The following is a 26,205-nucleotide window of genomic DNA, read 5'->3' as shown; positions in this document are numbered from 1 at the left end:
TCCCGTTGATTCAGTCAGACGGGCCGACCGGCGGCAGGCGGAAGAGGCCCTCTGCCGGCAGACCCCAGTGCGCATCGTAGCCGACACCGACCAGATAGAGGCCGGCGGCGGCAAAGGTTGGCGCGGCCAGCCGGCGGTCGCGCTGCGCCAGCAGCAAGGCCATCCAGTCCGGTTCGCGCCGGGCACAGCCGATCTCGACCAGCGCACCGACGATGTTGCGCACCATGTGGTGAAGGAAGGCATTGGCGCTCAGATCGAAGGTGATCCAGTCACCGCGGCGCCGGACATCGAGTGCCGTCATCGTGCGCACCGGGCTCTTCGCCTGGCACTCGGACGAACGGAAGGCGGAGAAGTCGTGTTCGCCGACCAGCACGGCAGCGGCCTCAGCCATGCGCGCCGCGTCGAGCGGGCGGTGGAACCAGCCAGCCAGCGAGGCGGCGATCGCCGGCCGCACCGGGTTGTTGTAGAGGCAGTAGCGGTAGCTGCGCGCATGCGCTGAAAAGCGCGCGTTGAAATCGTCGGCCACCGGCTGCGCCCAGCGCACCGCGACGCCCTTCGGCAGCAGCGCATTGCAGCCGCGCACCCAGGCGGTGTCAGGCCGCTCGACGGCGGCATCGAAATGCACGACCTGGGCCGTCGCGTGGACGCCGGTGTCGGTGCGGCCGGAGGCCTGCACGCGCACCGGGTGGGCGGCGATGGCACCAAGTGCCGCCTCCAGCGCGTCCTGCACGGTCGGCCCGACCGGCTGCGACTGCCAGCCGCGAAAGCCGGCGCCGTCGTACTCGACCCCGAGTGCAATCCTCATCGGCTCACCCCAGCTTCACCCAGGTGACGCAGACAGCGAGCGCCAGCGCAATCGCCAGCGCGTCGGCCGCACGCAGCGGCGCACAGGGCTCGACCGGCAGCGGCGCCCGTTCGGCGTCCGGCGGATGCAGCCAGCTGCGCCACGCGCCGCGCGCCGGCGGCTGTTCCAGATCGCGCAACACCAGTTGCAGGCGCAGCGCAAAGGTATCCGGCCCCGGGCGTTCGGACGACAGCGGGTGCAGCAGCCGGTGCATCGCACCGGCCAGTTGCGGCAGCGTCATGCGGTCGAGCAGCACGGCCACGCAGGCGGCCATCGCCGCCAGATGCAGCGCGGCATGCGCAGCGGCGCGAAGACCTTCGATGGTCGGCCCGGCGGTGAAGTCGTCGATCAGCAGACGCCCGGGCGTGCCGAGCGAAAAGGTGATGGCAATGGCGAGGAACAGCCAGCGCAGGCGACGAAGCAAGTGCAGCGCACGGCGCGGCGCGAGCAGGCTCGCCGCCAGCAGGCTGCACGCCACCCAGATCCCGTGACGGGGCGATGCGGCACCTTGCCCGGCCAGCAGCCACACCAGCCAGATGGCGAGCAGCGTGGCACCGTGCAGCGACAGGAATTTCGCCGCCGGAACGCGCAGCGGCATCGGAGGCCTTTGCATGGACACCGTCGATGAAGAGAGGGCGCCGAGCATACCGCGCCCGGCGGCGGCTGCGCATCAGCGTCAGCGGCGCCGCACGTGCATCAAACGAAAAAGCCGGCACGAGGCCGGCTTTCCGCGACGAAAGGCCGGCGGAACGCAGCGCGTCCCGGCCTGGCCGTCCGGATCAGGCGAGGCGGCCGAGCATGTCGTTGGCCTGCGCCTGCTGTTCGGCCGTGCCTTCGCGCACGACCTCCTGCAGCAATTCACGCGCACCTTCCTTGTCACCCATCTCTTCGTAGGCGCGCGCCAGTTCGAGTTTGGTTTCGGCTTCCTCGGCCGCGGTCTGCGGCGGCTCCTCGCCGCCCAGCATGTCTTCCGGATTGATCACCGTCGACACCGCCGACGGCGGCAGCTCGTCAGCCGGCGGCGCCGCTTCGGCCAGGGCCTTGCCGACGTCACCCACCACGTCGGTCGCGAGCGTGGACGGGTCGGAGCCGAGGTCGAGATTGATGTCCGACAGGTCGATCACCGGCTCGGCGGACTGAGCCGGAACCGGCGCGTCGGCCGCGTCGAAGTTGAAATCGATCAGGTTGCCGATGTCGGTGCGTTCGAGATCGACCACCGCTGCGGCGTCCTCACCCCCCTCTGCCGTCGGTTCGCTCGGCAGGGACAGATCGAGATCGAAGGCGGGTGCGTCCTTCTGGGCCAGCGTCTCTGCGGTATCGGCAACGTTCTTCTCCAGCACCAGCGTGCTTACGTCCTCGCCTTCCGGCTTGTCCGCCGTGAAGTCGAGACCGAGATCGAAGTCCAGCGACGATTCGCCTTCGGATTCCTCACCCGGCTTGGTCAGCGTGGTCGCCACGCCGACGGTCGGCGACTGCGGTGCAGCCTCCGCCGGCGGCACGTCGAGATCGAAGTCGAGACCGGCATCGGCCGGCGATGCCGGCACATCGACATCGAGATCCGTCAGCACTGGCGGCGCATCCAGCGCCACGGTTGCCTGATTATCGTCCGGTGCATCGCCCGAAACCAGCTGGCCTATGTCGCCCGGCAGCGTCCAGGTATCGCGCATCTTGTCGGCACCGGCGACGACCACCGTTGCGGCCATCGCCGCCTGTGCGTCGCTGTCCGGCTCGGCTTCCGGCGAACCGCCATAGAGCGGATTCGTCGGGTCGACCGCACGACCCATCTGCGCGGCCTTCTCCCAGTCGGCGCCCTTGCCGCCGGTCTGTGCGTACAGCTCGGTGGCCAGCGTTTCGAACTGCTTAACCGATTTGCGCTGCGCGTAGATCTCGAGCAGCTTCAGATGAATGGCGTGCCGGCTGGGCTCGCTCTTCAATGCTTCGAGCAGGATTTCCTCGGCCTGGGCGTCGCGGCCATAGGCCATATAGACGTCCGCCTCGGCAACCGGATCGACACCCTCGTCAGCGTCGATTGACGACAGCGAGGACTGGCTGAAATCGGTCTGGATGGAACTGGCGCTGGTATCGACGCTCTGTCCACCACCGGTCGCGCCGATGATGGAGGTCGACGCCGGCACCGCTTCCATGCCGGCCGTGGTCGACGGCGGCGACACATCGGGCGCGGGCGCCTTCGCCTTGTACTTGCGATAGCCGAGATAGCCAAGCAGCAGTACGAGGATGCCACCCAGGCCGGCGAGCGTACCCGGATCGGACAGCAGCCCGGGTTCCTCGATCGCTGCTTCGGGTTCTTCGTCGGTCGCCGCCGGCGGTGCGGCCGGCGCTTCCTTCGGCGCCTCGGCAGCGGGAGCCGGGGTCGGAGCCGGCTCGGCCTTCGGCGCCTCAGCGGCGGGCTTCTCGTCCGCCAGCGCGATCAGGTCGGGAACCGGCTTGTCCCCCGCCTTCTCAGCGGGCGCTTCCGGCTTCTTGCTGTCGGCGCCGGCAATCAGGTCGGGCACCGGCTTCTCTTCCGCCTTGGGCGCTGGCGCAGGTGCGGGCGCCGGCGCGGCTGCAGGCGGCGTCGCAGCCTTCTGCTGCGCTTCGGCCATCGGCGTGCTCTTCAGCTCCACCATCTTCTGCAATTCACGAACGTTGCGCTCGAGGTCGGCCAGACGGCTGTTGGCGTCCTTCAGCGCACGGTCCTTGGCGACCACTTCCTCTTCGAGCGCGCTGATCTTGCCGGACTCGGCAGCGGACTTCGACACCCGCACCTGATCGGAGGCGGCAGCGGCGGCCGGCGCCTTGTCTTCGACACGCGCCTCGATCTTGCCGCCGGAACTGCGGCCACCGGCATCGGCGGCCGACGACGGGGTCGCGACGCTGCCGGCCAGGCGAGCGCGGTAGGCGGCGAAATCGGCGGTCTGGGCGGCGACGATGCTGCGCGCCTCCTGCGGCGACACGGCTTCGACGGCCGACTGATCGGGAATGCTGAGGATGCGGCCAGCGCGCAGACGGTTCATGTTGCCGCCGTCGAATGCGTCCGGATTGGCGCGCACCAGCGCAACCAGCATCTGGTCGAGACTGACGCCGGACGGTGCGTTCTCGGTGGCGATACGGCGCAGCGTGTCGCCGCGGCGCACTTCGTACGTGCCATCGGCCGCCGGTGCGCGGGTCGGTGCAGCGGCCGGCGCAGCAGCAACGGCCCTCGAAGCGCTGCTGCCCGGTACGGCCACCGGTTCGACCGGCGCCGGGCGCGGCATGTCGGCTGGATCGAGCAGGAAGGTGTACTCGCGGACGAGTCGACCGGAGGCCCAGTTCAACTCGATCAGCATGTCGAGATAGGGTTCGTTGACCACGCGGTCGCTGGTCACCACCAGCACCGGGCGGCCGCCGCGCTTATCGACAGCGATCCTGACACCGGTGAGGCTGGACGCGAACTCGACGCCGGCCTGCTTGAAGGCGCTCGGCGAGGCGAGTTTGGCGGACATCGAGGAAAGTTCGTCTGCGTTGGCGGCGAGTTCGACTTCGGCGCGCAGCGGCTGGCCGATTGCAGACTGGACGGTGAGTTTGCCGAGACCGGCTGCCCCGACGGACAGCGGCAACGCCGACAGCAGCGCGGTCAGCAGGCGGATCGAATGTTTTTTATCGCTATGACGCACCGCGTTTTCCTCGCGCGCTAAAACCCAAATCTCAAAATAACATCATGGTCTTAGCCCTGCAAGCTAAACAGTCGCTTTATGTTGCGAAACTGTCTGTTACGACACGCTGCTTGCGGTGAAGCAGCGTGTCGGGTGCTACGTCAGGCTTCGACCAGGATACGCAGCATGCGGCGCAGCGGTTCCGCCGCCCCCCACAGCAGCTGGTCGCCGCAGGTGAAGGCTCCGAGATAGTCCGGCCCCATGTTGAGCTTGCGTACGCGACCGACCGGAATGGTCAGCGAACCGCTGACCGCTGCCGGCGTCAGGTCGCGCATGCTGTCCTCGCGATGGTTGGGCACGAACTTCACCCAGGCGTTGGCTTCGCGGATCATGCTTTCGATCTCGTCCAACGGCACATCGCGCTTCAACTTGATGGTCAGCGCCTGCGAATGGCAGCGCATCGCGCCAACACGGACACAGATGCCGTCGATCGGCGTGAGATCGGCACCGCTGCGGCCAAGGATCTTGTTGGTTTCTGCCTGACCCTTCCACTCTTCCTTGCTCTGCCCGCCGTCCAGTTCCTTGTCGATATATGGGATCAGCGAGCCGGCCAGCGGCACCCCGAACTGGGCCTTCGGGAAATCGGCGCTGCGCAGACTGTCGGTGACTGCGCGGTCGATGTCGAGAATGGCCGAGGCGTTGTCCTTCAGCATCGGTGCCGCCACGTTGTGCAAGGTGCCCATCTGGCTCAGCAGTTCGCGCATGTTCTGCGCACCGGCGCCCGACGCCGCCTGATAGGTCATGGCGCTCATCCACTCGACCAGACCGGCCGAGAACAGCGCGCCGACGCCCATCAGCATCAGGCTGACCGTGCAGTTGCCGCCGATGTAGTCCTTCACGCCGCGCGCCAGACCGTCCTTGATCACGCCCATGTTGACCGGGTCGAGGATGATGATGGCGTCGTCCTTCATGCGCAGCGCGGAGGCGGCGTCGATCCAGTAGCCCTTCCAGCCGGCGGCGCGCAGCTTCGGATACACCTCGTTGGTGTAGTCGCCGCCCTGGCAGGTGATGATGGCGTCCATCTTCGCCAGCTGGGTGACGTCGGTCCCATCCAGCAGCGGCGCACTGCCCTGCCCCACGTCCGGGCCGGCGGCGCCGACGCTGGATGTCGTGAAGAACACCGGTTCGACCAGCGCGAAATCGTTTTCCTCGCGCATGCGCTGCATGAGCACCGAGCCCACCATGCCGCGCCAACCCACCATACCGAGCTTCAACATGTCCGTTTCCTTGTCCGTCCGTTACAGGGCCGCGAGTACGGCGTCGCCCATCTGCTTCGTTCCGACCCGGGTCGTGCCCGGTTCGAAGATGTCGCCGGTGCGGTAGCCCTGGGCCAGCACCTTGCGTACCGCGTTCTCGATGCGCACGGCCGACGCTTCGTCGCCGAAGCTGTAGCGCAGCATCATCGCCGCCGACAGGATGGTGGCCAGCGGATTGGCCACGCCCTGGCCGGCGATGTCCGGCGCCGAACCGTGACTGGGCTCATACAGGCCCTTGTTGTTGGCGTCGAGCGAGGCCGACGGCAGCATGCCGATGGACCCGGTGAGCATCGATGCCTCGTCCGACAGGATGTCGCCGAACATGTTGCCGGTCACCACCACGTCGAACTGCTTGGGCGCCTTAACCAGCTGCATCGCCGCGTTGTCGACCAGCATGTGGCTCAGTTCGACGTCCGGATAGTCCTTGGCCATGTCCGAAATGACTTCGCGCCACAGCTGGGTGCACTCGAGCACATTCATCTTGTCGACTGAACAGAGCTTCTTGCCACGCTTGCGCGCCGCCTCGAAGGCGACGCGGCCGATGCGGCGGATCTCTTCTTCAGCGTAGATCATGGTGTTCCAGCCGACGCGCTGTTCGCCCCACGGGGTGTCACGCACTTCGATGCCGCGTGGCTGGCCGAAGTAGATGTCACCGGTCAGTTCGCGCACGATCAGGATGTCCAGGCCGGACACGATTTCCGGCTTCAGCGACGAGGCGTTGGCCAGTTCCGGATACAGGATGGCCGGGCGCAGATTGGCGAACACGCCCAGTTCGGCACGGATGCGCAGCAGGCCGCGCTCGGGGCGCTGTTCGCGCGGAAGCGTGTCCCACTTCGGGCCGCCGACCGCGCCGAGCAGGATGGCGTCGGCTTCGCGCGCCAGCTTCGAGGTCGCGTCCGGATAAGGGTCGCCGGTGGCGTCCACTGCGCCGCCGCCGAGCAGCGCGTGCTCGAATTCGATCTTCAGGCCGTCACTGCGCAGGGCCTCCAGCACGCGCAGCGCTTCGGCGGTGATTTCGGGACCGATGCCGTCGCCGGCGAGAACACAGACTTTCACGGATTGCTCCAGTAGGAATCAGGCAAACAGCCAGGGCTGTTCGATGCGGCGACGCGCTTCGAACTCGCGGATCTTGTCGGCCTGACGCAGGGTCAGGCCGATGTCGTCGAAACCGTTGATCAGGCAGTACTTGCGGAAGGCATCGACGTCGAACTTGATGGCGTGGCCATCCGGGCGCACCACCACCTGCTTGTCGAGGTCGATGTGCAGGCGGTAGCCCGGCGTGCCGGCGCACTGCAGGAACAGCTGCTCGACTTCTCTCTCCGGCAGGCGGATCGGCAGCAGGCCGTTCTTGAAGCAGTTGCTGTAGAAGATGTCGGCGAAGGTGGTGCCGATGATCGCGCGAAAGCCGTAGTCCTCAATCGCCCACGGCGCGTGCTCGCGCGACGAGCCGCAGCCGAAGTTCTCGCGCACCAGCAGCACGCTGGCACCCTGGAAGCGCGGCTGGTTCAGCACGAAGTCCGGATTCAGCGGACGCTTCGAGTGGTCCTGACCCGGCTCGCCGACATCGAGGTAGCGCCATTCGTCGAACAGCGTCGGGCCGAAGCCCGAACGCTTGATCGACTTCAGGTACTGCTTCGGAATGATGGCGTCGGTATCGACGTTGGCGCGGTCCAGCGGCGCGACCAGGCCGTCAAGAGTGGTGAATGCTTTCATGACTGTCCTTGTTTCGCCGCTTACTTCGCGGACTTCTCGATGGCCTCGCCACCCTTCTTGATGTCCTTGCCGATGCCTTCGACGGTATTGCAGCCGGCCAGCATCAGGGTCATCGCGCTCAGGATCACGGCAATCAGCTTCATGTTCTGCTTTTCCTCGATCAGACAGTCATTCAGACAATTTCACGGACATCGGCGAAACGACCGGCGATCGCCGCCGCCGCTGCCATCTGCGGGCTGACCAGATGCGTGCGCCCGCCGGCCCCCTGGCGACCTTCGAAATTGCGGTTCGAGGTCGACGCGCAACGCTCGCCCGGCTCCAGCCGGTCGGCGTTCATCGCCAGGCACATTGAACAGCCCGGCTCGCGCCATTCGAAACCGGCCGCCTTGAACACCTTGTCCAGCCCTTCTGCCTCGGCCTGCGCCTTGACCAGACCGGAACCCGGCACCACCAGCGCCAGCTTCACGTTGTCGGCGACGCGGCGGCCGTCGACCACGCGGGCTGCGGCGCGCAGATCCTCGATGCGCGAATTGGTACAGGAGCCGATGAACACCTTGTCGATGCGGATCTGGTCGATCGGCGTACGCGGCGTGAGACCCATGTACTGCAGCGCGCGGGCCACGCCCTCGCGCTTGACCGGGTCGGCGAAATCTTCCGGCGCCGGCACCTGGCCGCGCACGTCGGTCACCATCTCCGGCGATGTGCCCCAGGTCACCTGCGGCAGGATCTTTCGGGCGTCGATGTCGACCACGCGGTCGAACTGCGCGCCCTCGTCAGATTTCAGCGTGCGCCAGTACTCGACGGCACGGTCCCACTGCTCTGCGCGTGGCGAGAACGGCCGGCCACGGAGGTAGTCGATGGTGGTGTCGTCGACCGCCACCATGCCGGCGCGGGCACCGCCCTCGATCGCCATATTGCACAGCGTCATGCGGCCTTCCATCGACAGGCCGCGGATGGCCGAGCCACCGAACTCGATCGCGTAGCCAGTGCCACCGGCCGTGCCGATGACGCCGATGAAGTAGAGCGCGATGTCCTTGGCGCTGACACCCTTGCCCAGTTCGCCCTCGACGCGGATGAGCATGGACTTCGACTTCTTCTGCAGCAGGCACTGCGTCGCCATGACGTGCTCGACTTCCGACGTGCCAATGCCGTGCGCGAGGCAGCCAAAGGCGCCGTGGGTCGAGGTATGCGAATCGCCGCAGACCACGGTCATTCCGGGCAGCGTGGCACCGTTCTCCGGGCCGATCACATGCACGATGCCCTGGCGCTTGTCGCGGAAGGGAAAATAGGCCAAGGCGCCGAAGGCGCGGATGTTGTCGTCCAGCGTTTCGACCTGGGCACGCGAGGTCGGGTCGGCAATGCCCTGCTCCGAACGGTCGGTCGGCACATTGTGGTCGGCGGTGGCGACGATGGAATCGACGCGCCAGGGCTTGCGATTGGCCAGTCGCAGACCTTCGAAGGCCTGCGGGCTGGTGACTTCATGCACCAGGTGACGGTCGATGTAGAGCAGTGCGGTACCGTCATCCTCGGTATGCACCACGTGACTGGACCACAGCTTGTCGTAAAGCGTTTGCGCCATTGCAACGATTCCGGCTGATCAGCGAAACCAGGGATTATAACCTTGCGGCGCAGCATTCAGCCGGCAGCGATCAGCCGCTCCTGACCACTTCACCCGGTGGCCACATGCGCGCCAGCAGCAGACATCCGGCCAGCGCGAACACTGAACTGAGCACGAAGGCCCAACCGCCGCCGAGCGGCGCCCACATCCAGCCACTGATCAACCCGCCGACCATGCCGCCGGCGCCGAAGGACACGCTGCCGTAGAGCGCCTGCGCCCGCCCCTGCTGGCGGGCGTCGAACCACTGGTTCAGCGCAGCCACCGAACTGGCGTGAAAGGCGCCGAAGGTCAGACCGTGCAGCAGCTGGGCCGCCAGCAGCCAGGGAAGAGAATCGACCAGCCAACCGATCATCGAGAAGCGCAGCACGGCAGCGGCCAGAGCCGCCAGCAGCATGGCGCGCAACGTGAAGCGGCGCATCAGCGAGGGCATCCACAGGAAAACGGCGATCTCGGCCAGTACGCCCAGCGTCCACAGGGCGCCGATCAGGCTCTTGCTGTAACCGTGCTCGTCGAGATGGATGGAATAGAAGACATACAGCGCGCCGTGCGCACAGCTCATGAAGAAGGCGGCGCCGAACAGGCCCGCCACCGGGCGGCGACGCAGGATGTCGCGCAGGCCCTCGGTGGCGCGCGGACGGTCGGCGTGTTCCGGCGCCTCAGGCAAACTGAAGGCGAACAGGCAGATGCCGCCCAGTATCAGGCTGCAGGCCCAAAGCACGGCGCGCAGCCCGGTACGGTCCAGCATTTCACCCAGCGCCAGCACGGTGATGACGAAGCCGATCGAGCCCCATACGCGGATGGCGCCGTAGCGGGCCACCTTCGACTTCAGGTGCTCCAGCGTCAGCGCCTCGACCAGCGGCAGCGACGCGCTCCAGAAGAAGGACATCAGCGCCATCGCCACGAACACGCCAATGAACTGTTCGGTACTGAAGAAAATGAGGAAACCGACCAGGCTGGCCGCACCGGCACCACGGATGATGGGCGTACGCGCACCGATGCGATCGGCCAGCCAGCCCCACATGCCGGGCGCGACGATGCGCATCACCTGCATCAGCGACATGACGATGGCAATGTCGGCGGCGGAGAAGCCGATCGAGGACAGGTAGAGCCCGAAGTACGGGGAAAACGCGCCGACGAAGGCGAAATAGAAGAGGTAGTAGGCGGACAGTCGCCAGTAGGGGAGCGGCATCGGGCGAAGTGTACCGCAGCCGGCAGCGCGGCCGGCGGCGATTCAGCGCGTGCCGTGGCGCAGCTGTATCACCCCTTCGCCGATGCGCTGCGCGACCAGTTCGGACTGTATGCCCTCGCTGTAGCTGACGATGTCGTAGCCGGCGTAGCCGCCAGCGCGCGCCAGCTGTTCGGCACGCCGGCGGAACACCATGCGCGCCTCGCCCTCGCCGCCCGGCCGCGTGCGCATCTTCTTCATGCCGAGGTAGTAGGTGTCCTCGGACAGCTGCGCCTCCTCGATGGTCCAGTTCGGCGCCATCGGATCGAGCACGACGTAGGCGAGATAGGCAGCACCGGCGAAGTAGATGAGCTTTTCCGGCGTCGTCGTGTAGCCCGGCGTCAAGCGCAGCTTGGTATCCGGAATGACGGAACTGGTCGCACTTGGCAACGAGCGATCGAGCGACGAACAGGCCGCCGCCAGCGTGGCGGCAAGCAAGGCTGCGGACAGGCGTGCCGTCATGATCAGGCTCCGATGAAGTTGAAGAGCGACAGGCCGGACACTTTAAGGAAGGACTGCTGGGCCGCCTGCAGATACGCCTGCTGCTGCGTGAGCTTGCTCAGCGCCTCGGTGTAGTTCAGGTCGCGCAGGTTCGACAGCGAGGACTCGAACTGCAGATTCACCTCCTCGCCGAGCGAATCGAGCGCCGCGAGTTCGGAGCTCCGGGCGCCGATGCGCGCGCGCGCGGTCAGCAGGTTGTCGGTCGACTGATCAATGTTCGAGATCGCCGAGCCGATCGCATTGCTCACCTTGGCCAGCGCATTCGCGTCGCCGGACGCGGGTTGCTCGAGCGCGAGGATCACGTCGCCGATGGTTTCGAACACGCTCTGCGAAGTGCTGATCTCCAGGGACACGCGATCACCGTCGGCCGGCGCACCGGTCATCGAGAAGCGAGCGCCGAAATTGAAGGGCGGCTCGGAACCGCCGTTCGAACGCAAGTTGATCACGTCGCCCGGCAGGAAGGTCCGCGGCAGCGGCGCGCCGCCCGGTGCGGCGCCGGTCAGCAGCGAATTGCCGCTCGCGTTGTCGATGATGTCGTAGGTGGTCGTGCCGCCGGACACCGCGAATACGACCTCGAAGTCGCCCGAATTGGCCGGATCGTTCCACGCGCTCATGTCGGTGACGCTGCCGGCGTCGAGCACGGCGGTGCCGCGGTTCGCCGGGTCCGGCGTCAGCGAGAAATTGCCGTTGCCCGAGGGCACGCGCATGAACACGTTGGCGCCGGAATCGCTGATTGCCAGACGGCGATTGCTGCCCACCTGCGCCTCGCGCTGACCATCGTCGCCGGCGTAGCTAACACCGGCCTCGACACTGCCGGAGAAGGGCTGGGTCGTGCTCTTGTAGCCGCTGAACAGATAGTCGCCGAACGCATCGCGCGAATTCGCGATACCCATCACTTCGGAGAACATCGCGCGGATGTCGGTGGCAATCGCCTTGCGGTCGGAATCAGCCAGCGCCGCGCTGCGCGACTGGATCAGGCGCTCGCGTATGGTCGCCAGGATGTCGCCGGCCGTGGCGATCTGCGATTCGGCAAAGCCGAGCGCACTGGTGGCGTCACGACGGTTGATCGCGAACTGGTCGTTCATCGACTTCGATTGCTCGACTTCGAGCGCACGCGCCGACGCCACGGGATCGTCAGAGGGCGCCAGCACGCGGCGACCGGTCGACAACTGCTGCTGCAGCCTGAACAGGTCGCCGCTCTGACGCACGAGCCCCGATGTGCCGGTCTCATAGATGGTATTGGTCGAAACACGCATTACAACTCTCCTCAGCCGCCCAGCTGCAGCACGGTATCGAACAGCCGACTGGCGATCTCAATCATCTTGCCGGACGCCTGGTATGCCTGTTGATAACGGAGCAGATTGGCCGCTTCTTCATCGAGATTGACGCCCGACAGCGACTGCTGCGACTCGGTGACACGCGACAGCAGCACGTCCTGTGCCTTCTGGTTCACCTGGATTTCGCGTGCCTGCGAACCGATCTCGGCCACCATCTGCGCGTAAGCCCCCTGGAAACCGGTGGTGCCGCCGGCCAGCGTGTCCGCATCCTGCAGCGCGGCCAGCGCCAGCAGGTTGCGGTTGTCGCCCTGACCGCTGGCATTGGCCTGGATGGTGAAGGTGTCACCGTCGCGCGGAATTCCCGACAGCTGGAAGGTGAAGCCGCCCTGTCCGGCAAAGGTGAAGCTGGCGCCGGCCGAATCGGTGGCCGGGTTGTAGGCGATGGTGCCGCCCGGCCCGCCGGTCACGTTGAACACATTGGTCGCGGCGTCGAAGGTCAGCGTGATCGGGCCGCCCAACGGCAGGCCGGTGGTCGAGGTGACGGTACCGGCACTGATGCTGCCGGAGCCGGAATTGTTCAGGCTGGCCGCAGTGCTGATCGGCATCGCCACCGCCAGCATGCGCGGGTCCGACAGCAGCGTGCGGATGTCCGAGGCGCCGTTGCGCGTCGGCTGGATCAGGAAGCTGTCGCCGGCAGCCAGCGTGGTGGCGCCCGAATCCAGCGTGAAGCCCTGCGGGCTGCCGGCAGGCGGCAGACCGCCCAGGGTCGCCGCAGTCCAGCTCACATTGTCGGACAGGCGGGTGAGCGTGTAGTTGGCGCCGTCGTAGCGCAGACGGTAGTCGCTGGTGGTCAGTTCGGACGAATCGTTGATCGTCACGTTGACCTGCGCCGCAGCGACCGTGTCGTTGGTGCTTGCCGGCAGCGCGCTGCCCGACAGGGTATTGAAGAAGGCGGTGCCGAGCGCGCCATTGAGATCCTGACCGAGCAGGTGTTGCGCATTGAACTGCTCCGCCATGCCGATGGCGACCCGGCCGAGCGCGTTCTGCGCCTCGTCCAGCGTTTCGCGGCGGAAGGCCAGCAGGCCGCCGAGCTTGCCGCCGCTGAGCGCGGATTCCTGCATGCGCAGCACGGTGCCGCCGGGGGCCGTGTAGGTGACTTCGGTACGGCTGGCGTCCTCGACCGACGGTCCGGCGGTCAGCAGGAAGGCGCTGCCACCGACGACGACGGGCTGACCGTTGCCGATGAATAGATTGATCGAGCCATCGCTCTGCTGCAGCTGGGTCACACGCACCAGGTCGTTCAGCTGGCTGATCAGCCGCTCGCGCATGTCGAGCATGTCGTTGGCCAGACGGGTCGGACCGGTGCTCGCCTCGGCCACGGCAATCTGGTTGTTGTAGCGGGCGATCTGCGTCGCGAGCTGATTGATTTCCTCGACCGTGCCGGAGATTTCGCCATTGAGACCGGTACGGACCTCGTCCAGCCGCAGATCGAGCGCATTGAAGCGCGCGGTCATGGCCTGTGCAGCCGAAATGACCGACTGCCGGGCGGCGAGCGAGGTGGGCGAGGCAGTCACGCTCTGCAGCGCGTCGAAGAAGCCAGACATCGCCGGCGACATGCCGGCGTCGGCGTCGGCAAGCAGGTTGTCGAGGGCGCCGATCTGGTCGGCGTAGGCGTTGTACTCGGCGCTCTGCGTACGCGCCTCCATCACCTGGGCCGTCAGGAACTGGCTGTAGATACGGCGCACGGTCTCGATCCGTGCGCCCTGGCCGAAGAAGCCGGCGCCGGTCTGCTGCGGATCGTTGGTGCCGAAGATGACTTCCTGCCGGGTGTAGCCGGTGGTCGCCGCATTCGAAATGTTGTGACCGGTCGTGACCAGCGCGGCCTGTGCCGCATTCAGTCCGGAGATGCCGATGCTGTAGAGCTGCGTTCCCATGATGTGCCGTCTCGTCAGAGTGCTTGGGACACGTCAAAGCAAGAGCTTTGCCAGCTCCGTTTTATGGGCGTCACACTGGGCTGGAACAATGTCGGGGATGGTCACTCCCGCTCATCGCATATCGGCCACGGACGTGGCTTTCAAGACATCGGCCGGACGCGCCGAGGTGGTCCGGCGGGCACACCGGCTGACACCGCTCGAACGCGCGGTGCTGATAGTCGCCGACGGGCGGCAGGATTTTGCCGGCCTGCTTGCCGCTCTCGGCCGGGCGGCCAGCGGCGACACGGATGCGGCGGCCGCGTTGACCAGGCTGATCGAACTCGGACTGCTCGACATCGAGCGCCCGGCGCCGGTCGCCTCCACCGGGCGGAAGTCGCTGGCGCTGGCCCGCCTCTACCTGATCGAAAGTGTGGAGCGCGCCTTGCGCGGACAGACCGACGCGCTGAAGCCGCTGTTGCGCGACGCCACCGACGAGGCGGGCGTGCGCCGTGCGTTGCTGGCCTGCGAGAAGGCGCTTCTGGATGCGGGTGCGGCCCGGCAGGCCAGCCTGATCCGTGCGCGCTGTCTGGAGCTGCTGCCGTGAGCGGCGGGCCGGCGCTACCGCCCCGCCCGCAGGATCAGCCCGACAAGGCGGCGCGCAGCAACGGGCCCTTGATGATGCGTTCGAGCTTGTCGGCGTAAGCCGGGTCGGTGGCGTAACCCGCCTGCTGCAGGCCGCGGGCGAAACTGCCGGCGTCCTGCGCACCGAGCACGCGGGCGTAGCGCGGCTGGTTCTGCAACAGACGGGCGTAGTCGGCGAAGCTTTCTTCGTAGGAGCCGTAACTGCGGAAGGCATCCGTCTGTTTGGTCCAGCGGCCGTCGATGAACTCGCTGGCCGAAACGGTGACGGTCTGCCCCTGCCAGCTGCTGCCGGCCTTGATATTGAAAAGGTTGTGGCTGGGCGTACCGTCGGCCGACGTCAGTTCGGCTCGGCCCCAGCCGGTTTCGAGCGCGGCCTGGGCAACCAGGAACTGCGCCGGAATGCCAGTCGCACGACTGGCCGACAGCGCGGCCGGCCATACCCGCTCGACGAAGGCACGCGCGTGCTCCGGCACATCGCGCGTCCTGACCGGCGCAAGTTCGGCCAATGCCGCTTCGAGGTCGGCGGCAGCGGCTGCTTCACCCGGCTGCAGACTCTGCCGCAGGGCGGCAGAGCTTGCCGCTGCCGGCATCCGCGGCAGGCCCTGGAACAGCCCGGCCTCGGACAGCGGCTTCAGTTCGGGCCTCACCGAGGTATCGGCGCTGTTCGCGTTCGCCGACAGCTGCCGTTCGAGCACGCGCGCCAGACCGGTACCGCCGCCTTCGGTCATGACCTGGGCCCATTGCTGGTCCAGCATGTCCTGGTACATCTTGCTTTCCTGACCGCCGAACAGTTCGTCGCCGTGCGAGGCCTCGCGCATCGACTTGATCACCACCTGCAGGAACATCGCCTCGAACTGCTTGGCTGCCGCCTTCAGCGCCTCCGGGGAGTTGTCGCGCGCCGCGCGGCGCAGCACGTCGAGGCCGCGCACGTCGGCGGCCAGCGTGTTGAGCGCGGCGTTCTCCATCAGATCACTTCCAGTTCGGCGCGCAGGGCACCGGCCGCCTTCATCGCCTGCAGGATGATGATGAGATCCTGCGGATTGGCCCCCAGCGCGTTCAGCGCACGAACGACTTCAGACAGGTTGGCGCCCTTCTTCACATTGATCAGCGCGCTGCCTTCCTGCTGGATGTCGATCTGGTTGCGTTCCGCCACCACGGTCTGCCCGCCGGACAACGGCGCCGGCTGGCTGATCACCGGCTCGGAACTGACGGTCACCGACAGGTTGCCGTGTGCGACCGCACAGCTGTCCAGCGTGACCGCCTGATTCATCACCACCGAACCGGTGCGCGAATTGACGATCACCTTGGCGGCCTGCTGCGCCGGCGTGACGTCGAGATTCTCGATGCGGCTCATGAAGGCGACGCGCTGGTTCGGGTCCAGCGGTGCGCGCACCTGGATACGCCGGGCGTCGACCGCCACCGCGGTGCCGGGACCGGCACTGCCGTTGATCGCATCGACCATGCGCTGCGTGGTGCCGAAGTCGGTGGTGTGGGTTTCGAGATTGATGAAATCGCCCTCGCCCACCGCCGTCGGCACCGCGCGCTCGACCGTGGCGCCACCGGCAATGCGGCCCACGGACAGATGATTGATGGTGACCGACGACCCACCGGCCGAGGCGCCGGCGCCGCCGACCACCACATTGCCCTGGGCCATGCCGTAGATCTGGCCGTCCGCGCCCTTGAGCGGCGTCATCACGAGGGTGCCGCCGCGCAGACTCTTGGCGTTGCCCATTGACGACACGGTCACGTCCATCGCCTGACCGGGCCGCGCGAAGGGCGGCAGGCTGGCGGTCACCATCACCGCAGCGACGTTCTTCAGCTGCAGGTTCTGCCCGGGCGGCAAGGTCACACCCATGTTGCCGAGCATGTTGATCACGCTCTGCACGGTGAAGGGGGTCTGCGTCGTCTGGTCACCGGAGCCATCGAGGCCGACCACCAGGCCGTAGCCGACCAGCTGGTTGTTGCGCACGCCCGACAGCGACGCCAGGTCCTTGATGCGCTCGGCACTGGCGGGCAGCGCGGCCAGCCATGCAAGTACGAGGAATGTGATGAAGCGCTTCATTTCAGTTCGCCTTCCGGGCGGCAGTACAGTGCCTTTTATACGCCGGCGACCAGGAACCCGATGGCCGGAAAAGAGGGCTGATTCCTCATCACAGCGGCAGGAAGCTCAGGAAGAAGCGCCCCAGCCAGCCCATCACCTGCGCCTCGTCGATATAGCCGGTGGCGCGGTACTCGATGCGCGCATCGGCCACCTGGGTCGACTGCACCGTGTTCGCCGCGGTCACCTGGGTCGGATTCACGACGCCGGAGAAGCGGATGTACTCGTCGCCCTGGTTGATCGCGACCTTCTTCTCACCGGACACCAGCAGATTGCCGTTCGGCAGCACCTCGATCACGGTGACGGTGATGGTGCCAGTGAAGTTGTTGTCGGCCGAGGACGCGCCCTTGCCGGCGAACACGTTCTCGCTGTTCGCCTGCACGCCGATGCCCTGTGCGCCCTTGAGCGGCACGCCGGCGATGCGCGGCACGCTGACCTCGATGTCCTGCGAGCGATCAGCCGAGCTCGACGACTTCTTCGCCGCCTGCGTGCGCTCGCTCAGGTTGATCACCAGCGTGTCGCCGACCATGCGCGCGCGACGGTCCTCGAACAGCGGTCGCACGGCGCCCGGCTGAAAGATCGCGCCAGCGTTGGTCTGATACTGCGGACGCGGTTCCGGACGCACCGACATCGGCTGATGCACCGCGGTCGGCGGCGTCGTCGTGACGCAGCCGGCAAGCATTGCCGCCACGACCAGCACCACGGCAAAACCTGCGCAGCGGGCGGCAAGGTGAAGGCGTTGGGCATTCATGGTGGTCTCCGCCGGATCTCTTACAGCTGGGTCAGTCGGGCCAGCATCTGGTCCGACGTCTGGATGGCGCGCGAGTTGATTTCGTAGGCGCGCTGGGTCTGGATCATGTTCACCAGTTCCTCGACCACGTTCACGTTCGACGTTTCGACGAAGCCCTGATTGAGCAGGCCGGCGCCATTGGTGCCCGGGGTGTTCGGCGTCGGCACGCCGCTGGAGGCGGTTTCGACGAACAGGTTTTCGCCGACGCTCTGCAGGCCACCGGTATTCACGAAAGTTGCCAGTTGCAGCTGGCCGATCTGGGTCGGCGCGTTCTGGCCGGCCTGCAGCACGCTCACCACGCCGTCACGGCCGATGGTGACCGACACCGCATCGGCCGGAATGGTGATCTGCGGCTGCACCGGGAAGCCGCTTGAAGTGACCATGACGCCCTGCGCGTCCTTCTGGAAGGCGCCGTCGCGGGTGTAAGACAGCGTGCCGTCCGGCATCTGGATCTGGAAGAAGCCTTCGCCCTGGATGGCCACGTCCAGCGTGCCGCCGGTCTGCTGGATATTGCCTTGCGTGTGGATCCGTTCGGTCGCCACCGGACGCACGCCGGTACCAATCTGCAGGCCCGACGGAATGGTGTTCTGTTGCGTGTTCAGCGCGCCCGGCTGACGCATGGTCTGGTACAGCAGATCCTCGAACACAGCGCGGGCACGCTTGAAACCGTTGGTACTGACGTTCGCGAGGTTGTTGGTGATGACATCGAGCTGAGTCTGATGTGCATCCATGCCGGTGCGGGCAATCCACAGCGAGCGAATCATGGTCGGTTACTCCGGTTGTCAGTTGTTGCCCAGAACCTGCGAGGCAGCCTGGTCGTTGCGTTCGGCGGTCTGCAGCATCTTGGTCTGCATCTCGAACTGGCGGGACAGCGAAATCATTGCCACCACCTGATCGACCACATTCACATTGCTGCCTTCGAGGTAGCCGCCGACGACACGCACGTTCTGTGCCTGCGGCTGCAGTCCGGGTGCAGTCGAGCGGAACAAGCCGTCGTCGCCGCGCTTGAGTGTGTTCTCGGGCGGATCGACCAGCTTCAGACGGCCGATCGGGTTGACCTGGTTCACGCCGCCGGTGCGCTGCACGGCAGACAGCGTGCCGTCTGCCCCCAGCGTCACCTCGGTGTCCGGCGGCACGGTGATCGGACCGGTCTCGCCCTGCAGAGGAATACCCTCATGGTTCTGCAGGATGCCGGTCGGGCTGACCTGGAAGTGGCCGTTGCGCGTGTAGGCCTCGGTGCCGTCAGGCATGGCCAGCGTGAACCAGCCCTTGCCCTGAATCGCCATGTCGTACGAACGCCCGGTCTGCTGCAGCGCGCCCGGCGTGTAGTCGTTCTTGACGCTGGCGTCGATGACGAAGGCGCGCGACGCGAACGCCTCGGTCTGCACCTGAACAGCACGCAGACGATGTTCCTCCGCGCGATAGCCGGTGGTCGATGCATTGGCGAGGTTGTGGGCGACCGAAGCCTGGCGCTCCATCGTCCATTTCGCGCCGGTCATCGCGGTGTAGATCACGCGGTCCATGACAGATCTCTATCCATTTGTGATGACTCCAAGCTCCGGGCAGATCGCACGAAGCAAGCGCCGCGCCGCCCGCAGGGCCGCCCCAAGGGCGAGCGCAGCCCCCTCGGGGGGCAGCGAACGAAGTGAGCGTGGGGGCAATTTCAACTCAGCGCAGGTTCACCAGCGTCTGCATGATCTGATCCTGGGTCTTGATCGACTGCGCGTTCGCCTGATAGGCGCGCTGCTGCGTGATCATGTTCACCAGTTCTGCGGTGAGATCGACATTGGAATCCTCGACCGCGCCCGGCTGCAGACCGCCGCGATTGCCGGTGCCGGGCTCACCAACAGCGGGCGGACCGGAGAACGAAGTTTCCGCCCAGGCGTTGCTGCCCAGCTGCACCATGCCATCCGGGTTCTGGAATGAGGCGAGCACGACCTGACCCAGCGTACGCGACTGGCCGTTGGTATAGCGGCCCTGGATGATGCCCTCCGGCGACACGCTGAGGCCGGACAGCCGGCCCGAGGTGTAGCCATCCTGCGCCACGGCATTCACGCTGAACGTGGTGCCGTACTGGGTCGAGTTGCCGAGGTTGAGATCGAAAGTCAGCGGGCTGGTGGCGCCGGTGGTGATGGCGAAGGACTGCGCCACCGTGGACGGGCCGACCAGGCCACCGTTCGAGTTGAAGGTGAGCGTGGTGGCCGCAGTCGGCGCACCGCCATCCAGCGTGGTGTAGATATCCCACTCGTTCGGCGTGGCCGATTTGACGAAGTACATCGACATCACGTGCGGATTGCCGAGCGAGTCGTAAGTCGTCATTGAGGTCGAATAGGAGAAGCTCGATGTGTCTGCCGTCGAGAACGGTGCAGTTGCCGGCGGCGACAGCCGTGAATCGAGGTTGACCGCCAGGTCGGCCGCCGTGGTCGACGTCGGCTCGGCGCCGGACAGCGCGGTGTCGATGCGCAGGTCGATCGGCGCCGTCACCACGATGTTGTCGTTGGCGTCGGTGCCGTAGCCGGTGAGCCGGTAACCGGAGCCATTGACGATGTAGCCCTGCTTGTCGACCGAGAACTGACCGTTGCGCGTGTAGAGCACGTCGCCGTTGTCGCTCATCCGGAAGAAGCCCTCACCGTTGATGGCGATGTCCAGCGGATTGCTGGTGACGGTGATGTTGCCCTGCGAGAACTGCTGGGCGACGCCATTCACCCGAGCGCCGATACCGATCTGGGCCGAACCGCCGCCGCCCAGCGTGGTCGCGTAGATGTCGGCAAATTGTGCCTGCGACTGCTTGAAACCCACGGTGGTCGAGTTCGCGACGTTGTTGCTGATCGCGTCGAGCGCCTTGGAGGCGATGTTCAGTCCGGAAAGTCCTTGCTGGAAGGCCATGATTCAACTCCCGATCAGTAGATCTGCTTGATGTCGTTCATCGTGACCAGCCCTTGCTGGCCCACATTCAGGCGGGTGACACCGCCGGTGCGCTCGACGCTGCCGACCACCGCGAGTTCGAGCGGCGTGCTGGTCAGCGTCTTGCCTCCCTGCACCGCTTTCACGGAGAAGGAGTACGAGCCATCCTGAGCAACTGCCGTGCCAGAGTTATCCTTGCCGTCCCAGACGAATTGCGTGATGCCGGCCTCCTGATCGCCCAGCGCCATCTCTCGGACGATCACGCCGTTCGCGCCCTTGATGGTGACGACCACGTCGTCGGCAGGTGTGGTCAGCTCCACGCCGCCCATCGACTGTCCTTCGACCAGCTTCAGGTCTGAACCTTCGATCAGCACGGCGTGACCCACCAGCGCCGTCGCCTGCAGGTGCTGTGCATCGCTGGTGCTCTCCATCATCTTTTCCAGCGTGCTGTTGAGCTTGGTGATGCCATCGACGGTGCTGATCTGCGCCAGTTGCGAAGTGACCTGCGCGTTGTCCATCGGGCTGAGCGGATCCTGCATTCTGAGCTGCGTGGTGAGCAGCATCAGGAAGCGGTTCTGTGCCGCGTCGAGTTCGGACGTTGCCTGCTTCTGCGTAGTGTTCAGCGAGCTGTAGAGGTCGGCGGCAGAATTGCCATTGACGGGATTGGTGGCCATGGCGTTGTCCTTACTGTCCGATGGTGAGGGTCTTGAGCATCAGCTGCTTCGCGGTATTCATCATTTCCGCGTTGGTCTGATAGGAGCGGGAGGCGGAGATCATGTTCACCATCTCCTCCACCACGTTGACGTTGGGCATCTGCACGTAGCCGTCGGCGTTGGCAGCCGGGTTGGTCGGATCGTAGGTGCTGCGCAGCGGCGCCGCGCTCTCGACGATCTGCGTCACGCGCACACCACTGGCTTCGCTGCCGTCGGCGATCGGCTTCATCTCGAACACCACCTGCTTGGCGCGGTAGGGCTGGCCGTTGGCCGTGGTGACCGAGTCGGCGTTGGCGAGATTGCTCGACGTCGTGTTCAGTCGCACCGACTGTGCAGTCAGTGCGGAACCGGCGATGCCGAACACATTGAACATGTTTCCTGCCATGGTTCAGCCTCCTTACTGGCCCTGGATCGCCTGCTGCATCGTGCGCAGGCGACCACTGATGAAGGTGAGCAGCGCTTCGTACTGCACCGAGTTCTCGGCGAATGCCGCGCGCTCGACGTCCATATCGACGGTGTTTCCATCGACGCTGGACTGCGTTTCGGTGCGGTACTTCATCGACTGATCGAGTGCGCCGCTGCCCTTGGCTTCGATGTGCGAGCTGGAAGTACGCGCCAGTTCGACCGGACCACCGAGCTTGCCGCCCAGCGCACTTTCGAGCGCGCTCCGGAACTCGATATCGCGTGCCTTGTAGTGCGGCGTATCGGCGTTGGCGATGTTCGACGCCAGCTGCTGCTGGCGCGCGGCGCGCACGCCGAGGGCGGCTTGATGCAGGTTGAGATGTCGGTCGAGAGGTGTCGGCATGATGTGCAGTCCATTGCAGCTATCGTGCCAATGACTTTAAGCGCCGGAGTGCGACCAGAAACGGCAAAAAAGGACTGTTCGCACCCCGCCTTTCCTCGTCTTCTGCCGCCTCGAAGCGGCAAGGTTTGCCGCGCAGAACCGAACAACCCGCCTTCAAACCCTTGCCGGAAAAGGAATTTCTCTGCGGCAATGGGCGCACCGCTGGCGCCGGGCACGGCGCAGGGGAACAGAACCGTGCTTCACCCGCTATTTCCGGCATCGACCTTGCAAGCAGCGTGATCGAATGCGTCCATCGCCAGGAGATCCGCCCATGTTCCGTCGTCCTCTTCTCATGCTGCTGTTTGCCCTGTGCTCCAGCGCGCAGGCACAGACCTCACCGGACGCGCTGCGCGCCGCCGTGAGCCAGTTCCTGACGGCGCAGGCAGCAAGCATGCCGGGCAAGGCTGTGGTCGAAGTCGGTCAGCCGGACGCTCGGATCGCGTTGGCCGCCTGCACGGCGCACGAGCCCTTCCTGCCGCCGGGCGCCCGGCCCTGGGGCCGCGTCAGCGTCGGCGTACGCTGCGTCGCCGGCGCCGGCTGGACCGTCTACATCCCGTCGCGCGTGCGCATCGAGGGTGACTATCTGGTCGCCGCGCGGGCACTGGGCCGTGGTCAGGTGGTGGCCGACGGCGATTACGCCTTCATGCGTGGCGACCTGACCGAACTGCCGCCGAACATGATCACCGATCCGCAGCAGGCCATCGGGCAATCGGTGAACGTCGCCATCGGCGCCGGTCAGCCGCTGCGCGCCGACTGGCTGCGCGCACCGGTCGCCGTGCAACAGGGGCAGATCGTGAAACTGTTCGCACGCGGCAACGGCTTCTCGGTCAGTCACGATGGCCGTGCGCTGGCCACCGCGCAGTCGGGCCAGACGGTGCAGATCCGCACCGGCAGCGGCCAGGTGGTGAGCGGCGTAGCACGTCCGGGCGGTCTTGTCGAAGTGATCTATTGAGAGAACTGTTCAACTGCGGGCCGCCTCGGTGCTTGATATAGTGCGAATCAGGCATCGGTGTAAGACGGCTCCCTACAAAAAGTTCTAAAGTTTTGTCGTGTCGTCGTCGTAATACCGATCGAACGTCTTCTGAAAGGGTTCATCGTGAAAATCGACGGAACTGGAAAGCCGCTTGGTCCGACTTCAACTTCGACCACGCGCAACTCGTCGGGCAACACCCCGACCAATTCGACTTCGGCCACGCCTTCCGCGGGTGCCCAGGTCGATGTTTCGAGCACCTCCTCGCGTCTGCGCGAGCTCGAATCGACCATTGCCAACGTGCCGGTGGTCGACAGCGCTCGCGTCGATGAAATCAAGCAGGCCATTGCTGACGGTCGCTTCAAGGTCAACGCCGATCGCGTGGCCGACAGCCTGATCGAAAGCGTGCGCCAGATGCTGAATACGCGCCCGGCGACCTGATGTCCCAGAACGAACTGGCCGCGCAGATTTCCGCGCGACTGTCCGTACTGATGACCGAGGAGGTCGCGTCCTTGCGCGCGGCCATCGGCCATCTCGATGCCGAGCGCCGCGCGCTCGAATCCGGTGATGTCGATACCCTGCCCGTGCTTGCCGCACGCAAGTCGGAGGTCTATGGCCGCCTCGCGCAGTTGGGCGATGCGCGCTCGGCGCTGCTTGCGCGTGCCGGCGTGAAGCCGGCGAAGGCCGACATCGACGCACTGTTCGCCAGCGGACCGGAATGGACCGCCTGCCGCAAGCCTTTTGCCGACCTGCTCGAATTGGCTCGCGAAGCGCATGACGCGAATCAGGCGAACGGGTTGATGATCCGCGCGCAGATGAAGTCCAGCCAGCAGGCGCTTGCCGTGCTGATGTCGGCCGCCGAGCAGGCGTCGACCTACGGGCCGGACGGTCAGGCGATGGCACGCACCAGCCGTCGATCCTTCGGCAGCGCCTGAGCGCTGCGGGGCGCAACACCCGCTTACACCCGCACGACATGGCTTGACCCGGCGACACAGCGTGTTTGCCGGTGGCTGTCATCGTGGCCGCCTGTTCCACAGCCCCGGCCACATGCCATGCCCGTTTCCCGCACCCTCCCGCTGCTCAGCCTCGTGCTCCTGATGACCGCCTGCGCCTCCGCACCGGACGGCGACTTCGACCGCTCACGACGCGGGTCTCCGGCCGAGGCGCGCAGCGGCGGCAGTGCCGGTGTCGTCGACGATCTGCAGACGCAACTGGCCGAGGTGGAGCAGAGCTTGTCGCTGACAGCTCTTCAGCAGCCTCTATGGGAGCGTTACCGCGAGACGATAGGCGCGTTGATGGCAGACCAGCTGCGGCTGGACCCGCGTCCCGTCACACGCGTCGACGCAGTGAAGCAGATCGGTCGCAAGGTCGATGTGGTTCGCAACAGGCTGGTCGCGATGGAAGACATCGCCGAGGCGGCGGAACTGCTGTACGGCACGCTCGACCCCAACCAGCGTCGCGTCGCCGACCGGCTGCTGCCGGGCACGGTGCCCGCGCTGTACTCCGGTCTGCCCGGGCGCGGGGCAGAGGACGGGTCTGCGCGCGACCGCCACGGCGAGCGCGGCAGCCCGCCTCCCGGCGGACGCCGCGAGCGGGCGCAGTGATCAGAGCCTGGGGAAGCTGGAGCCGAGGCTGCCCTCGGGTACCTCGACCGGCGCATTCGCCGGCGCGCCATTGAGCGCCGCGCGGTCGGTCGAGTAGGTTTCGATGCGGATGGATACGCGACGGTTCTTCGCTCGCCCCTCTTCACTGTCGTTGCCGGCAATCGGCCGCTGGTCGGCAAGTCCTGCCGCGGTGAGCCTTGCCGGAATGATGCCCTGCTCCTCGAACACCTGGGTCACCGCCGCGGCGCGCAATGCCGACAGCGACCAGTTCGACATGCCACGCCCGGTCGCCGGCACGTTGTCCGTGTGTCCTTCGATCACCAGCGGAAAATCGCTGTAGAGCAGCACGCCGGCCACCGCCGCGATGACGTCGCGCGCCGCCGGTTCCAGCGTCGCGTCGCCGCGACCGAACAGGAAGGTCGCGTCGAGATCGACGGTGATGCCGAGCGCACCGTCGGTGACCGTGGCCTGGCCGTCCCGCGTCAGTGCCGACAGCGCCTGCGTCAGCTCGGTCATCGTGCGCTGCGCACGTTCGCGCCTCTCCTTTTCCTTCGCTGCGGCACGCGCCTGACGGACCTGATCGAGCTCGATCTGCAGCGCACTGCGCGGCGGCGCCACCGCAGGCAGCTCAATCAGCTGGACGCCGTCGCGGGCCGAGAACGCGCTGTTCAGCGACGCACTCAGCACGCGGTACTTGCTCTCGCTGACCTGGGAAATCGCATACATGACGACGAAGAAGGCGAACAGCAAGGTGACCAGATCGGCATAGGAAACCAGCCAGCGGTCGTGATTCTCGTCCGACTCCGGCACGTAGCGACGCTTGCGGGGCGCGCTCACTCCGGCACCTGAGCAACGTAGCCGAGCAGCCTGCCCTCGATGATGCGCGGGTTGTCGCCGTTGGCGATGCCGACCAGACCATCGACAAAGATTTCGCGCACCGCGATGAGCTGCGACACGTGGGTTTGCAGCTTGCGACCGATAGGCAGGAACACCAGATTGGCCGCACCGACGCCGTAGATGGTGGCGACGAAGGCGGTGGCGATGCCGGCGCCGAGCCGTGTCGGGTCACCCAGGTTTTCCATCACGTGAATCAGGCCCAGCACCGCGCCCATGATGCCTATGGTTGGCGAATAGCCGGCGGCGGAATCCCAGACACGGGCCGCCTGACGCAGGGTGTTCTCGTAGGTGGTGATTTCGACTTCCATCACCTCGCGCAGGCGCGTTGCATCGGCGCCATCCACCAGCAGCTGCACGCCCTTGCGGTAGAACGGATCGGATTCGTTGCCCACCTGCTTTTCCAGCGCCAGGATGCCCTCGCGCCGCGACAGCTGGGCCCAGGCGACCAGTCTGCGGATCATGTCGTCCGGCACCTGGGACGGCGCGACGAAGGCCCAGCGTCCCATGCGCATGCCGCGCATGAAGATGGGGAAGCGGGTCTGCAGCATGGTCGCGCCGAGCGTGCCACCGAGCACAATGACGAAGGCGGCCGGCTGGAACAGCGACGACAGGCTGCCGCCCTCGAGCACCTGCCCGAGCATGATGGCAGCCAGACCGAGCAGCAGGCCGGCGATGCTGATGCGATCGATGCGCACGCGTACTCC

At 66.2% G+C, this 26,205-nt stretch carries 28 protein-coding genes; 5 read left to right on the top strand and 23 right to left on the bottom strand.

Annotation, left to right across the window (positions count from 1 at the left end; translation table 11 throughout):
• Positions 1 to 10: 10 nt before the first annotated feature.
• The 12 genes from truA to flgK form a co-directional block, all read right to left on the bottom strand.
• Positions 11 to 805 (bottom strand): tRNA pseudouridine(38-40) synthase TruA, encoded by a 795-nt coding sequence (truA, locus tag AC51BJ_RS17675; RefSeq protein ID WP_496281099.1) that lies wholly within the window; start codon positions 803 to 805, stop codon positions 11 to 13.
• 4 nt (positions 806 to 809) lie between these two features.
• Positions 810 to 1,442, bottom strand: coding sequence for a hypothetical protein (locus tag AC51BJ_RS17670; protein ID WP_496281098.1), 633 nt, complete (start codon positions 1,440 to 1,442; stop codon positions 810 to 812).
• Between the two features lie 181 nt (positions 1,443 to 1,623).
• Positions 1,624 to 4,497 carry a motility hub landmark protein FimV gene (locus AC51BJ_RS17665; protein WP_496281097.1) on the bottom strand — a complete coding sequence of 958 codons (2,874 nt, stop codon included), beginning with the start codon at positions 4,495 to 4,497 and terminating at the stop codon, positions 1,624 to 1,626.
• A 140-nt stretch (positions 4,498 to 4,637) separates the two neighbouring features.
• On the bottom strand, positions 4,638 to 5,753 hold the full coding sequence (gene asd / locus AC51BJ_RS17660; RefSeq protein ID WP_496281096.1) for an aspartate-semialdehyde dehydrogenase: 1,116 nt from the start codon (positions 5,751 to 5,753) through the stop codon (positions 4,638 to 4,640).
• A 21-nt stretch (positions 5,754 to 5,774) separates the two neighbouring features.
• Entirely contained in the window at positions 5,775 to 6,848 is a 1,074-nt protein-coding gene (gene leuB, locus AC51BJ_RS17655; protein ID WP_496281095.1) for a 3-isopropylmalate dehydrogenase, read from the bottom strand.
• A gap of 18 nt (positions 6,849 to 6,866) precedes the next feature.
• A complete protein-coding gene (gene leuD / locus AC51BJ_RS17650; protein WP_496281094.1) occupies positions 6,867 to 7,505 on the bottom strand; it encodes a 3-isopropylmalate dehydratase small subunit in 639 nt (212 codons plus the stop codon).
• A gap of 20 nt (positions 7,506 to 7,525) precedes the next feature.
• Positions 7,526 to 7,648 (bottom strand): entericidin A/B family lipoprotein, encoded by a 123-nt coding sequence (locus AC51BJ_RS17645; RefSeq protein WP_019917319.1) that lies wholly within the window; start codon positions 7,646 to 7,648, stop codon positions 7,526 to 7,528.
• Between the two features lie 29 nt (positions 7,649 to 7,677).
• Complete coding sequence (gene leuC, locus AC51BJ_RS17640) at positions 7,678 to 9,084, bottom strand: 3-isopropylmalate dehydratase large subunit (RefSeq protein WP_496281093.1); 1,407 nt, start codon at positions 9,082 to 9,084, stop codon at positions 7,678 to 7,680.
• A 70-nt stretch (positions 9,085 to 9,154) separates the two neighbouring features.
• Complete coding sequence (locus AC51BJ_RS17635; protein WP_430434718.1) at positions 9,155 to 10,312, bottom strand: MFS transporter; 1,158 nt, start codon at positions 10,310 to 10,312, stop codon at positions 9,155 to 9,157.
• Between the two features lie 42 nt (positions 10,313 to 10,354).
• Positions 10,355 to 10,810: a hypothetical protein gene (locus tag AC51BJ_RS17630; protein WP_430434719.1), complete on the bottom strand. Its 456-nt coding sequence runs from the start codon at positions 10,808 to 10,810 to the stop codon at positions 10,355 to 10,357.
• A 2-nt stretch (positions 10,811 to 10,812) separates the two neighbouring features.
• Positions 10,813 to 12,105 (bottom strand): flagellar hook-associated protein FlgL, encoded by a 1,293-nt coding sequence (gene flgL, locus AC51BJ_RS17625; protein ID WP_496281092.1) that lies wholly within the window; start codon positions 12,103 to 12,105, stop codon positions 10,813 to 10,815.
• A gap of 11 nt (positions 12,106 to 12,116) precedes the next feature.
• Positions 12,117 to 14,060: a flagellar hook-associated protein FlgK gene (gene flgK, locus AC51BJ_RS17620; protein ID WP_496281091.1), complete on the bottom strand. Its 1,944-nt coding sequence runs from the start codon at positions 14,058 to 14,060 to the stop codon at positions 12,117 to 12,119.
• Positions 14,061 to 14,193: 133 nt separating this feature from the next.
• On the opposite strand from flgK, the gene AC51BJ_RS17615 reads away from it, so the two are divergent.
• On the top strand, positions 14,194 to 14,643 hold the full coding sequence (locus AC51BJ_RS17615) for a hypothetical protein (protein ID WP_430434723.1): 450 nt from the start codon (positions 14,194 to 14,196) through the stop codon (positions 14,641 to 14,643).
• Positions 14,644 to 14,677: 34 nt separating this feature from the next.
• Here AC51BJ_RS17615 and flgJ read toward each other — a convergent pair whose 3' ends face one another.
• The 9 genes from flgJ to flgB all read right to left on the bottom strand — a co-directional run bounded on the left by flgJ (position 14,678) and on the right by flgB (position 21,991).
• The gene (flgJ, locus tag AC51BJ_RS17610; RefSeq protein ID WP_430434724.1) at positions 14,678 to 15,646 is read right to left on the bottom strand and encodes a flagellar assembly peptidoglycan hydrolase FlgJ; all 969 of its coding nucleotides are present in this window, start codon (positions 15,644 to 15,646) and stop codon (positions 14,678 to 14,680) included.
• Positions 15,646 to 16,743 carry a flagellar basal body P-ring protein FlgI gene (locus AC51BJ_RS17605; RefSeq protein ID WP_496281090.1) on the bottom strand — a complete coding sequence of 366 codons (1,098 nt, stop codon included), beginning with the start codon at positions 16,741 to 16,743 and terminating at the stop codon, positions 15,646 to 15,648. Before AC51BJ_RS17605 ends, flgJ begins: the two co-directional genes overlap by 1 nt.
• A gap of 88 nt (positions 16,744 to 16,831) precedes the next feature.
• The gene (locus tag AC51BJ_RS17600; RefSeq protein WP_020165448.1) at positions 16,832 to 17,530 is read right to left on the bottom strand and encodes a flagellar basal body L-ring protein FlgH; all 699 of its coding nucleotides are present in this window, start codon (positions 17,528 to 17,530) and stop codon (positions 16,832 to 16,834) included.
• Positions 17,531 to 17,550: 20 nt separating this feature from the next.
• A complete protein-coding gene (gene flgG / locus AC51BJ_RS17595; protein ID WP_024300873.1) occupies positions 17,551 to 18,333 on the bottom strand; it encodes a flagellar basal-body rod protein FlgG in 783 nt (260 codons plus the stop codon).
• 18 nt (positions 18,334 to 18,351) lie between these two features.
• On the bottom strand, positions 18,352 to 19,092 hold the full coding sequence (gene flgF, locus AC51BJ_RS17590; protein ID WP_019917305.1) for a flagellar basal-body rod protein FlgF: 741 nt from the start codon (positions 19,090 to 19,092) through the stop codon (positions 18,352 to 18,354).
• 145 nt (positions 19,093 to 19,237) lie between these two features.
• A complete protein-coding gene (flgE, locus tag AC51BJ_RS17585; protein WP_496281089.1) occupies positions 19,238 to 20,455 on the bottom strand; it encodes a flagellar hook protein FlgE in 1,218 nt (405 codons plus the stop codon).
• Positions 20,456 to 20,469: 14 nt separating this feature from the next.
• Positions 20,470 to 21,147, bottom strand: a complete 678-nt coding sequence (locus AC51BJ_RS17580; protein WP_019917302.1) for a flagellar hook assembly protein FlgD — start codon at positions 21,145 to 21,147, stop codon at positions 20,470 to 20,472.
• A gap of 10 nt (positions 21,148 to 21,157) precedes the next feature.
• Positions 21,158 to 21,559 carry a flagellar basal body rod protein FlgC gene (gene flgC, locus AC51BJ_RS17575; RefSeq protein WP_020165452.1) on the bottom strand — a complete coding sequence of 134 codons (402 nt, stop codon included), beginning with the start codon at positions 21,557 to 21,559 and terminating at the stop codon, positions 21,158 to 21,160.
• 24 nt (positions 21,560 to 21,583) lie between these two features.
• Entirely contained in the window at positions 21,584 to 21,991 is a 408-nt protein-coding gene (flgB, locus tag AC51BJ_RS17570) for a flagellar basal body rod protein FlgB (RefSeq protein WP_019917300.1), read from the bottom strand.
• A gap of 310 nt (positions 21,992 to 22,301) precedes the next feature.
• Here flgB and flgA point away from each other — a divergent pair, with 310 nt between their 5' ends.
• From flgA to AC51BJ_RS17550, 4 genes are all read left to right on the top strand, one after another.
• A complete protein-coding gene (gene flgA, locus AC51BJ_RS17565) occupies positions 22,302 to 22,982 on the top strand; it encodes a flagellar basal body P-ring formation chaperone FlgA (protein ID WP_430434728.1) in 681 nt (226 codons plus the stop codon).
• 144 nt (positions 22,983 to 23,126) lie between these two features.
• On the top strand, positions 23,127 to 23,441 hold the full coding sequence (gene flgM, locus AC51BJ_RS17560) for a flagellar biosynthesis anti-sigma factor FlgM (protein WP_019917298.1): 315 nt from the start codon (positions 23,127 to 23,129) through the stop codon (positions 23,439 to 23,441).
• Positions 23,441 to 23,935, top strand: coding sequence for a flagella synthesis protein FlgN (locus AC51BJ_RS17555; protein ID WP_425761493.1), 495 nt, complete (start codon positions 23,441 to 23,443; stop codon positions 23,933 to 23,935). The genes flgM and AC51BJ_RS17555 overlap by 1 nt, the downstream gene beginning before the upstream one ends.
• Before the next feature lie 117 nt (positions 23,936 to 24,052).
• Positions 24,053 to 24,604 carry a Spy/CpxP family protein refolding chaperone gene (locus AC51BJ_RS17550; protein WP_496281088.1) on the top strand — a complete coding sequence of 184 codons (552 nt, stop codon included), beginning with the start codon at positions 24,053 to 24,055 and terminating at the stop codon, positions 24,602 to 24,604.
• On the opposite strand, the gene AC51BJ_RS17545 is transcribed toward AC51BJ_RS17550, so the two are convergent.
• Positions 24,605 to 25,441, bottom strand: a complete 837-nt coding sequence (locus tag AC51BJ_RS17545; RefSeq protein ID WP_496281087.1) for a flagellar motor protein MotB — start codon at positions 25,439 to 25,441, stop codon at positions 24,605 to 24,607.
• Entirely contained in the window at positions 25,438 to 26,196 is a 759-nt protein-coding gene (locus tag AC51BJ_RS17540; RefSeq protein ID WP_496281086.1) for a flagellar motor protein, read from the bottom strand. Before AC51BJ_RS17540 ends, AC51BJ_RS17545 begins: the two co-directional genes overlap by 4 nt.
• Positions 26,197 to 26,205: the final 9 nt, after the last annotated feature.

The organism is Methyloversatilis sp. S146-33, from assembly GCF_059552495.1.
This window is presented reverse-complemented; position numbering and strand designations above follow the sequence as displayed.

Excerpts from the sequence above, each read along its gene's own strand:
- truA (WP_496281099.1), bottom strand. The coding sequence starts at position 805 with ATGAGGATTGCACTCGGGGTCGAGTACGACGGCGCCGGCTTTCGCGGC.
- AC51BJ_RS17670 (WP_496281098.1), bottom strand. The coding sequence starts at position 1,442 with ATGCCGCTGCGCGTTCCGGCGGCGAAATTCCTGTCGCTGCACGGTGCC.
- asd (WP_496281096.1), bottom strand. The coding sequence starts at position 5,753 with ATGTTGAAGCTCGGTATGGTGGGTTGGCGCGGCATGGTGGGCTCGGTG.
- leuD (WP_496281094.1), bottom strand. The coding sequence starts at position 7,505 with ATGAAAGCATTCACCACTCTTGACGGCCTGGTCGCGCCGCTGGACCGC.
- AC51BJ_RS17645 (WP_019917319.1), bottom strand. The coding sequence starts at position 7,648 with ATGAAGCTGATTGCCGTGATCCTGAGCGCGATGACCCTGATGCTGGCC.
- leuC (WP_496281093.1), bottom strand. The coding sequence starts at position 9,084 with ATGGCGCAAACGCTTTACGACAAGCTGTGGTCCAGTCACGTGGTGCAT.
- AC51BJ_RS17635 (WP_430434718.1), bottom strand. The coding sequence starts at position 10,312 with ATGCCGCTCCCCTACTGGCGACTGTCCGCCTACTACCTCTTCTATTTC.
- AC51BJ_RS17630 (WP_430434719.1), bottom strand. The coding sequence starts at position 10,810 with ATGACGGCACGCCTGTCCGCAGCCTTGCTTGCCGCCACGCTGGCGGCG.
- flgL (WP_496281092.1), bottom strand. The coding sequence starts at position 12,105 with ATGCGTGTTTCGACCAATACCATCTATGAGACCGGCACATCGGGGCTC.
- flgK (WP_496281091.1), bottom strand. The coding sequence starts at position 14,060 with ATGGGAACGCAGCTCTACAGCATCGGCATCTCCGGACTGAATGCGGCA.
- flgJ (WP_430434724.1), bottom strand. The coding sequence starts at position 15,646 with ATGGAGAACGCCGCGCTCAACACGCTGGCCGCCGACGTGCGCGGCCTC.
- AC51BJ_RS17605 (WP_496281090.1), bottom strand. The coding sequence starts at position 16,743 with ATGAAGCGCTTCATCACATTCCTCGTACTTGCATGGCTGGCCGCGCTG.
- AC51BJ_RS17600 (WP_020165448.1), bottom strand. The coding sequence starts at position 17,530 with ATGAATGCCCAACGCCTTCACCTTGCCGCCCGCTGCGCAGGTTTTGCC.
- flgG (WP_024300873.1), bottom strand. The coding sequence starts at position 18,333 with ATGATTCGCTCGCTGTGGATTGCCCGCACCGGCATGGATGCACATCAG.
- flgF (WP_019917305.1), bottom strand. The coding sequence starts at position 19,092 with ATGGACCGCGTGATCTACACCGCGATGACCGGCGCGAAATGGACGATG.
- flgE (WP_496281089.1), bottom strand. The coding sequence starts at position 20,455 with ATGGCCTTCCAGCAAGGACTTTCCGGACTGAACATCGCCTCCAAGGCG.
- AC51BJ_RS17580 (WP_019917302.1), bottom strand. The coding sequence starts at position 21,147 with ATGGCCACCAATCCCGTCAATGGCAATTCTGCCGCCGACCTCTACAGC.
- flgC (WP_020165452.1), bottom strand. The coding sequence starts at position 21,559 with ATGTTCAATGTGTTCGGCATCGCCGGTTCCGCACTGACTGCACAGTCG.
- flgB (WP_019917300.1), bottom strand. The coding sequence starts at position 21,991 with ATGCCGACACCTCTCGACCGACATCTCAACCTGCATCAAGCCGCCCTC.
- flgA (WP_430434728.1), top strand. The coding sequence starts at position 22,302 with ATGTTCCGTCGTCCTCTTCTCATGCTGCTGTTTGCCCTGTGCTCCAGC.
- AC51BJ_RS17555 (WP_425761493.1), top strand. The coding sequence starts at position 23,441 with ATGTCCCAGAACGAACTGGCCGCGCAGATTTCCGCGCGACTGTCCGTA.
- AC51BJ_RS17550 (WP_496281088.1), top strand. The coding sequence starts at position 24,053 with ATGCCCGTTTCCCGCACCCTCCCGCTGCTCAGCCTCGTGCTCCTGATG.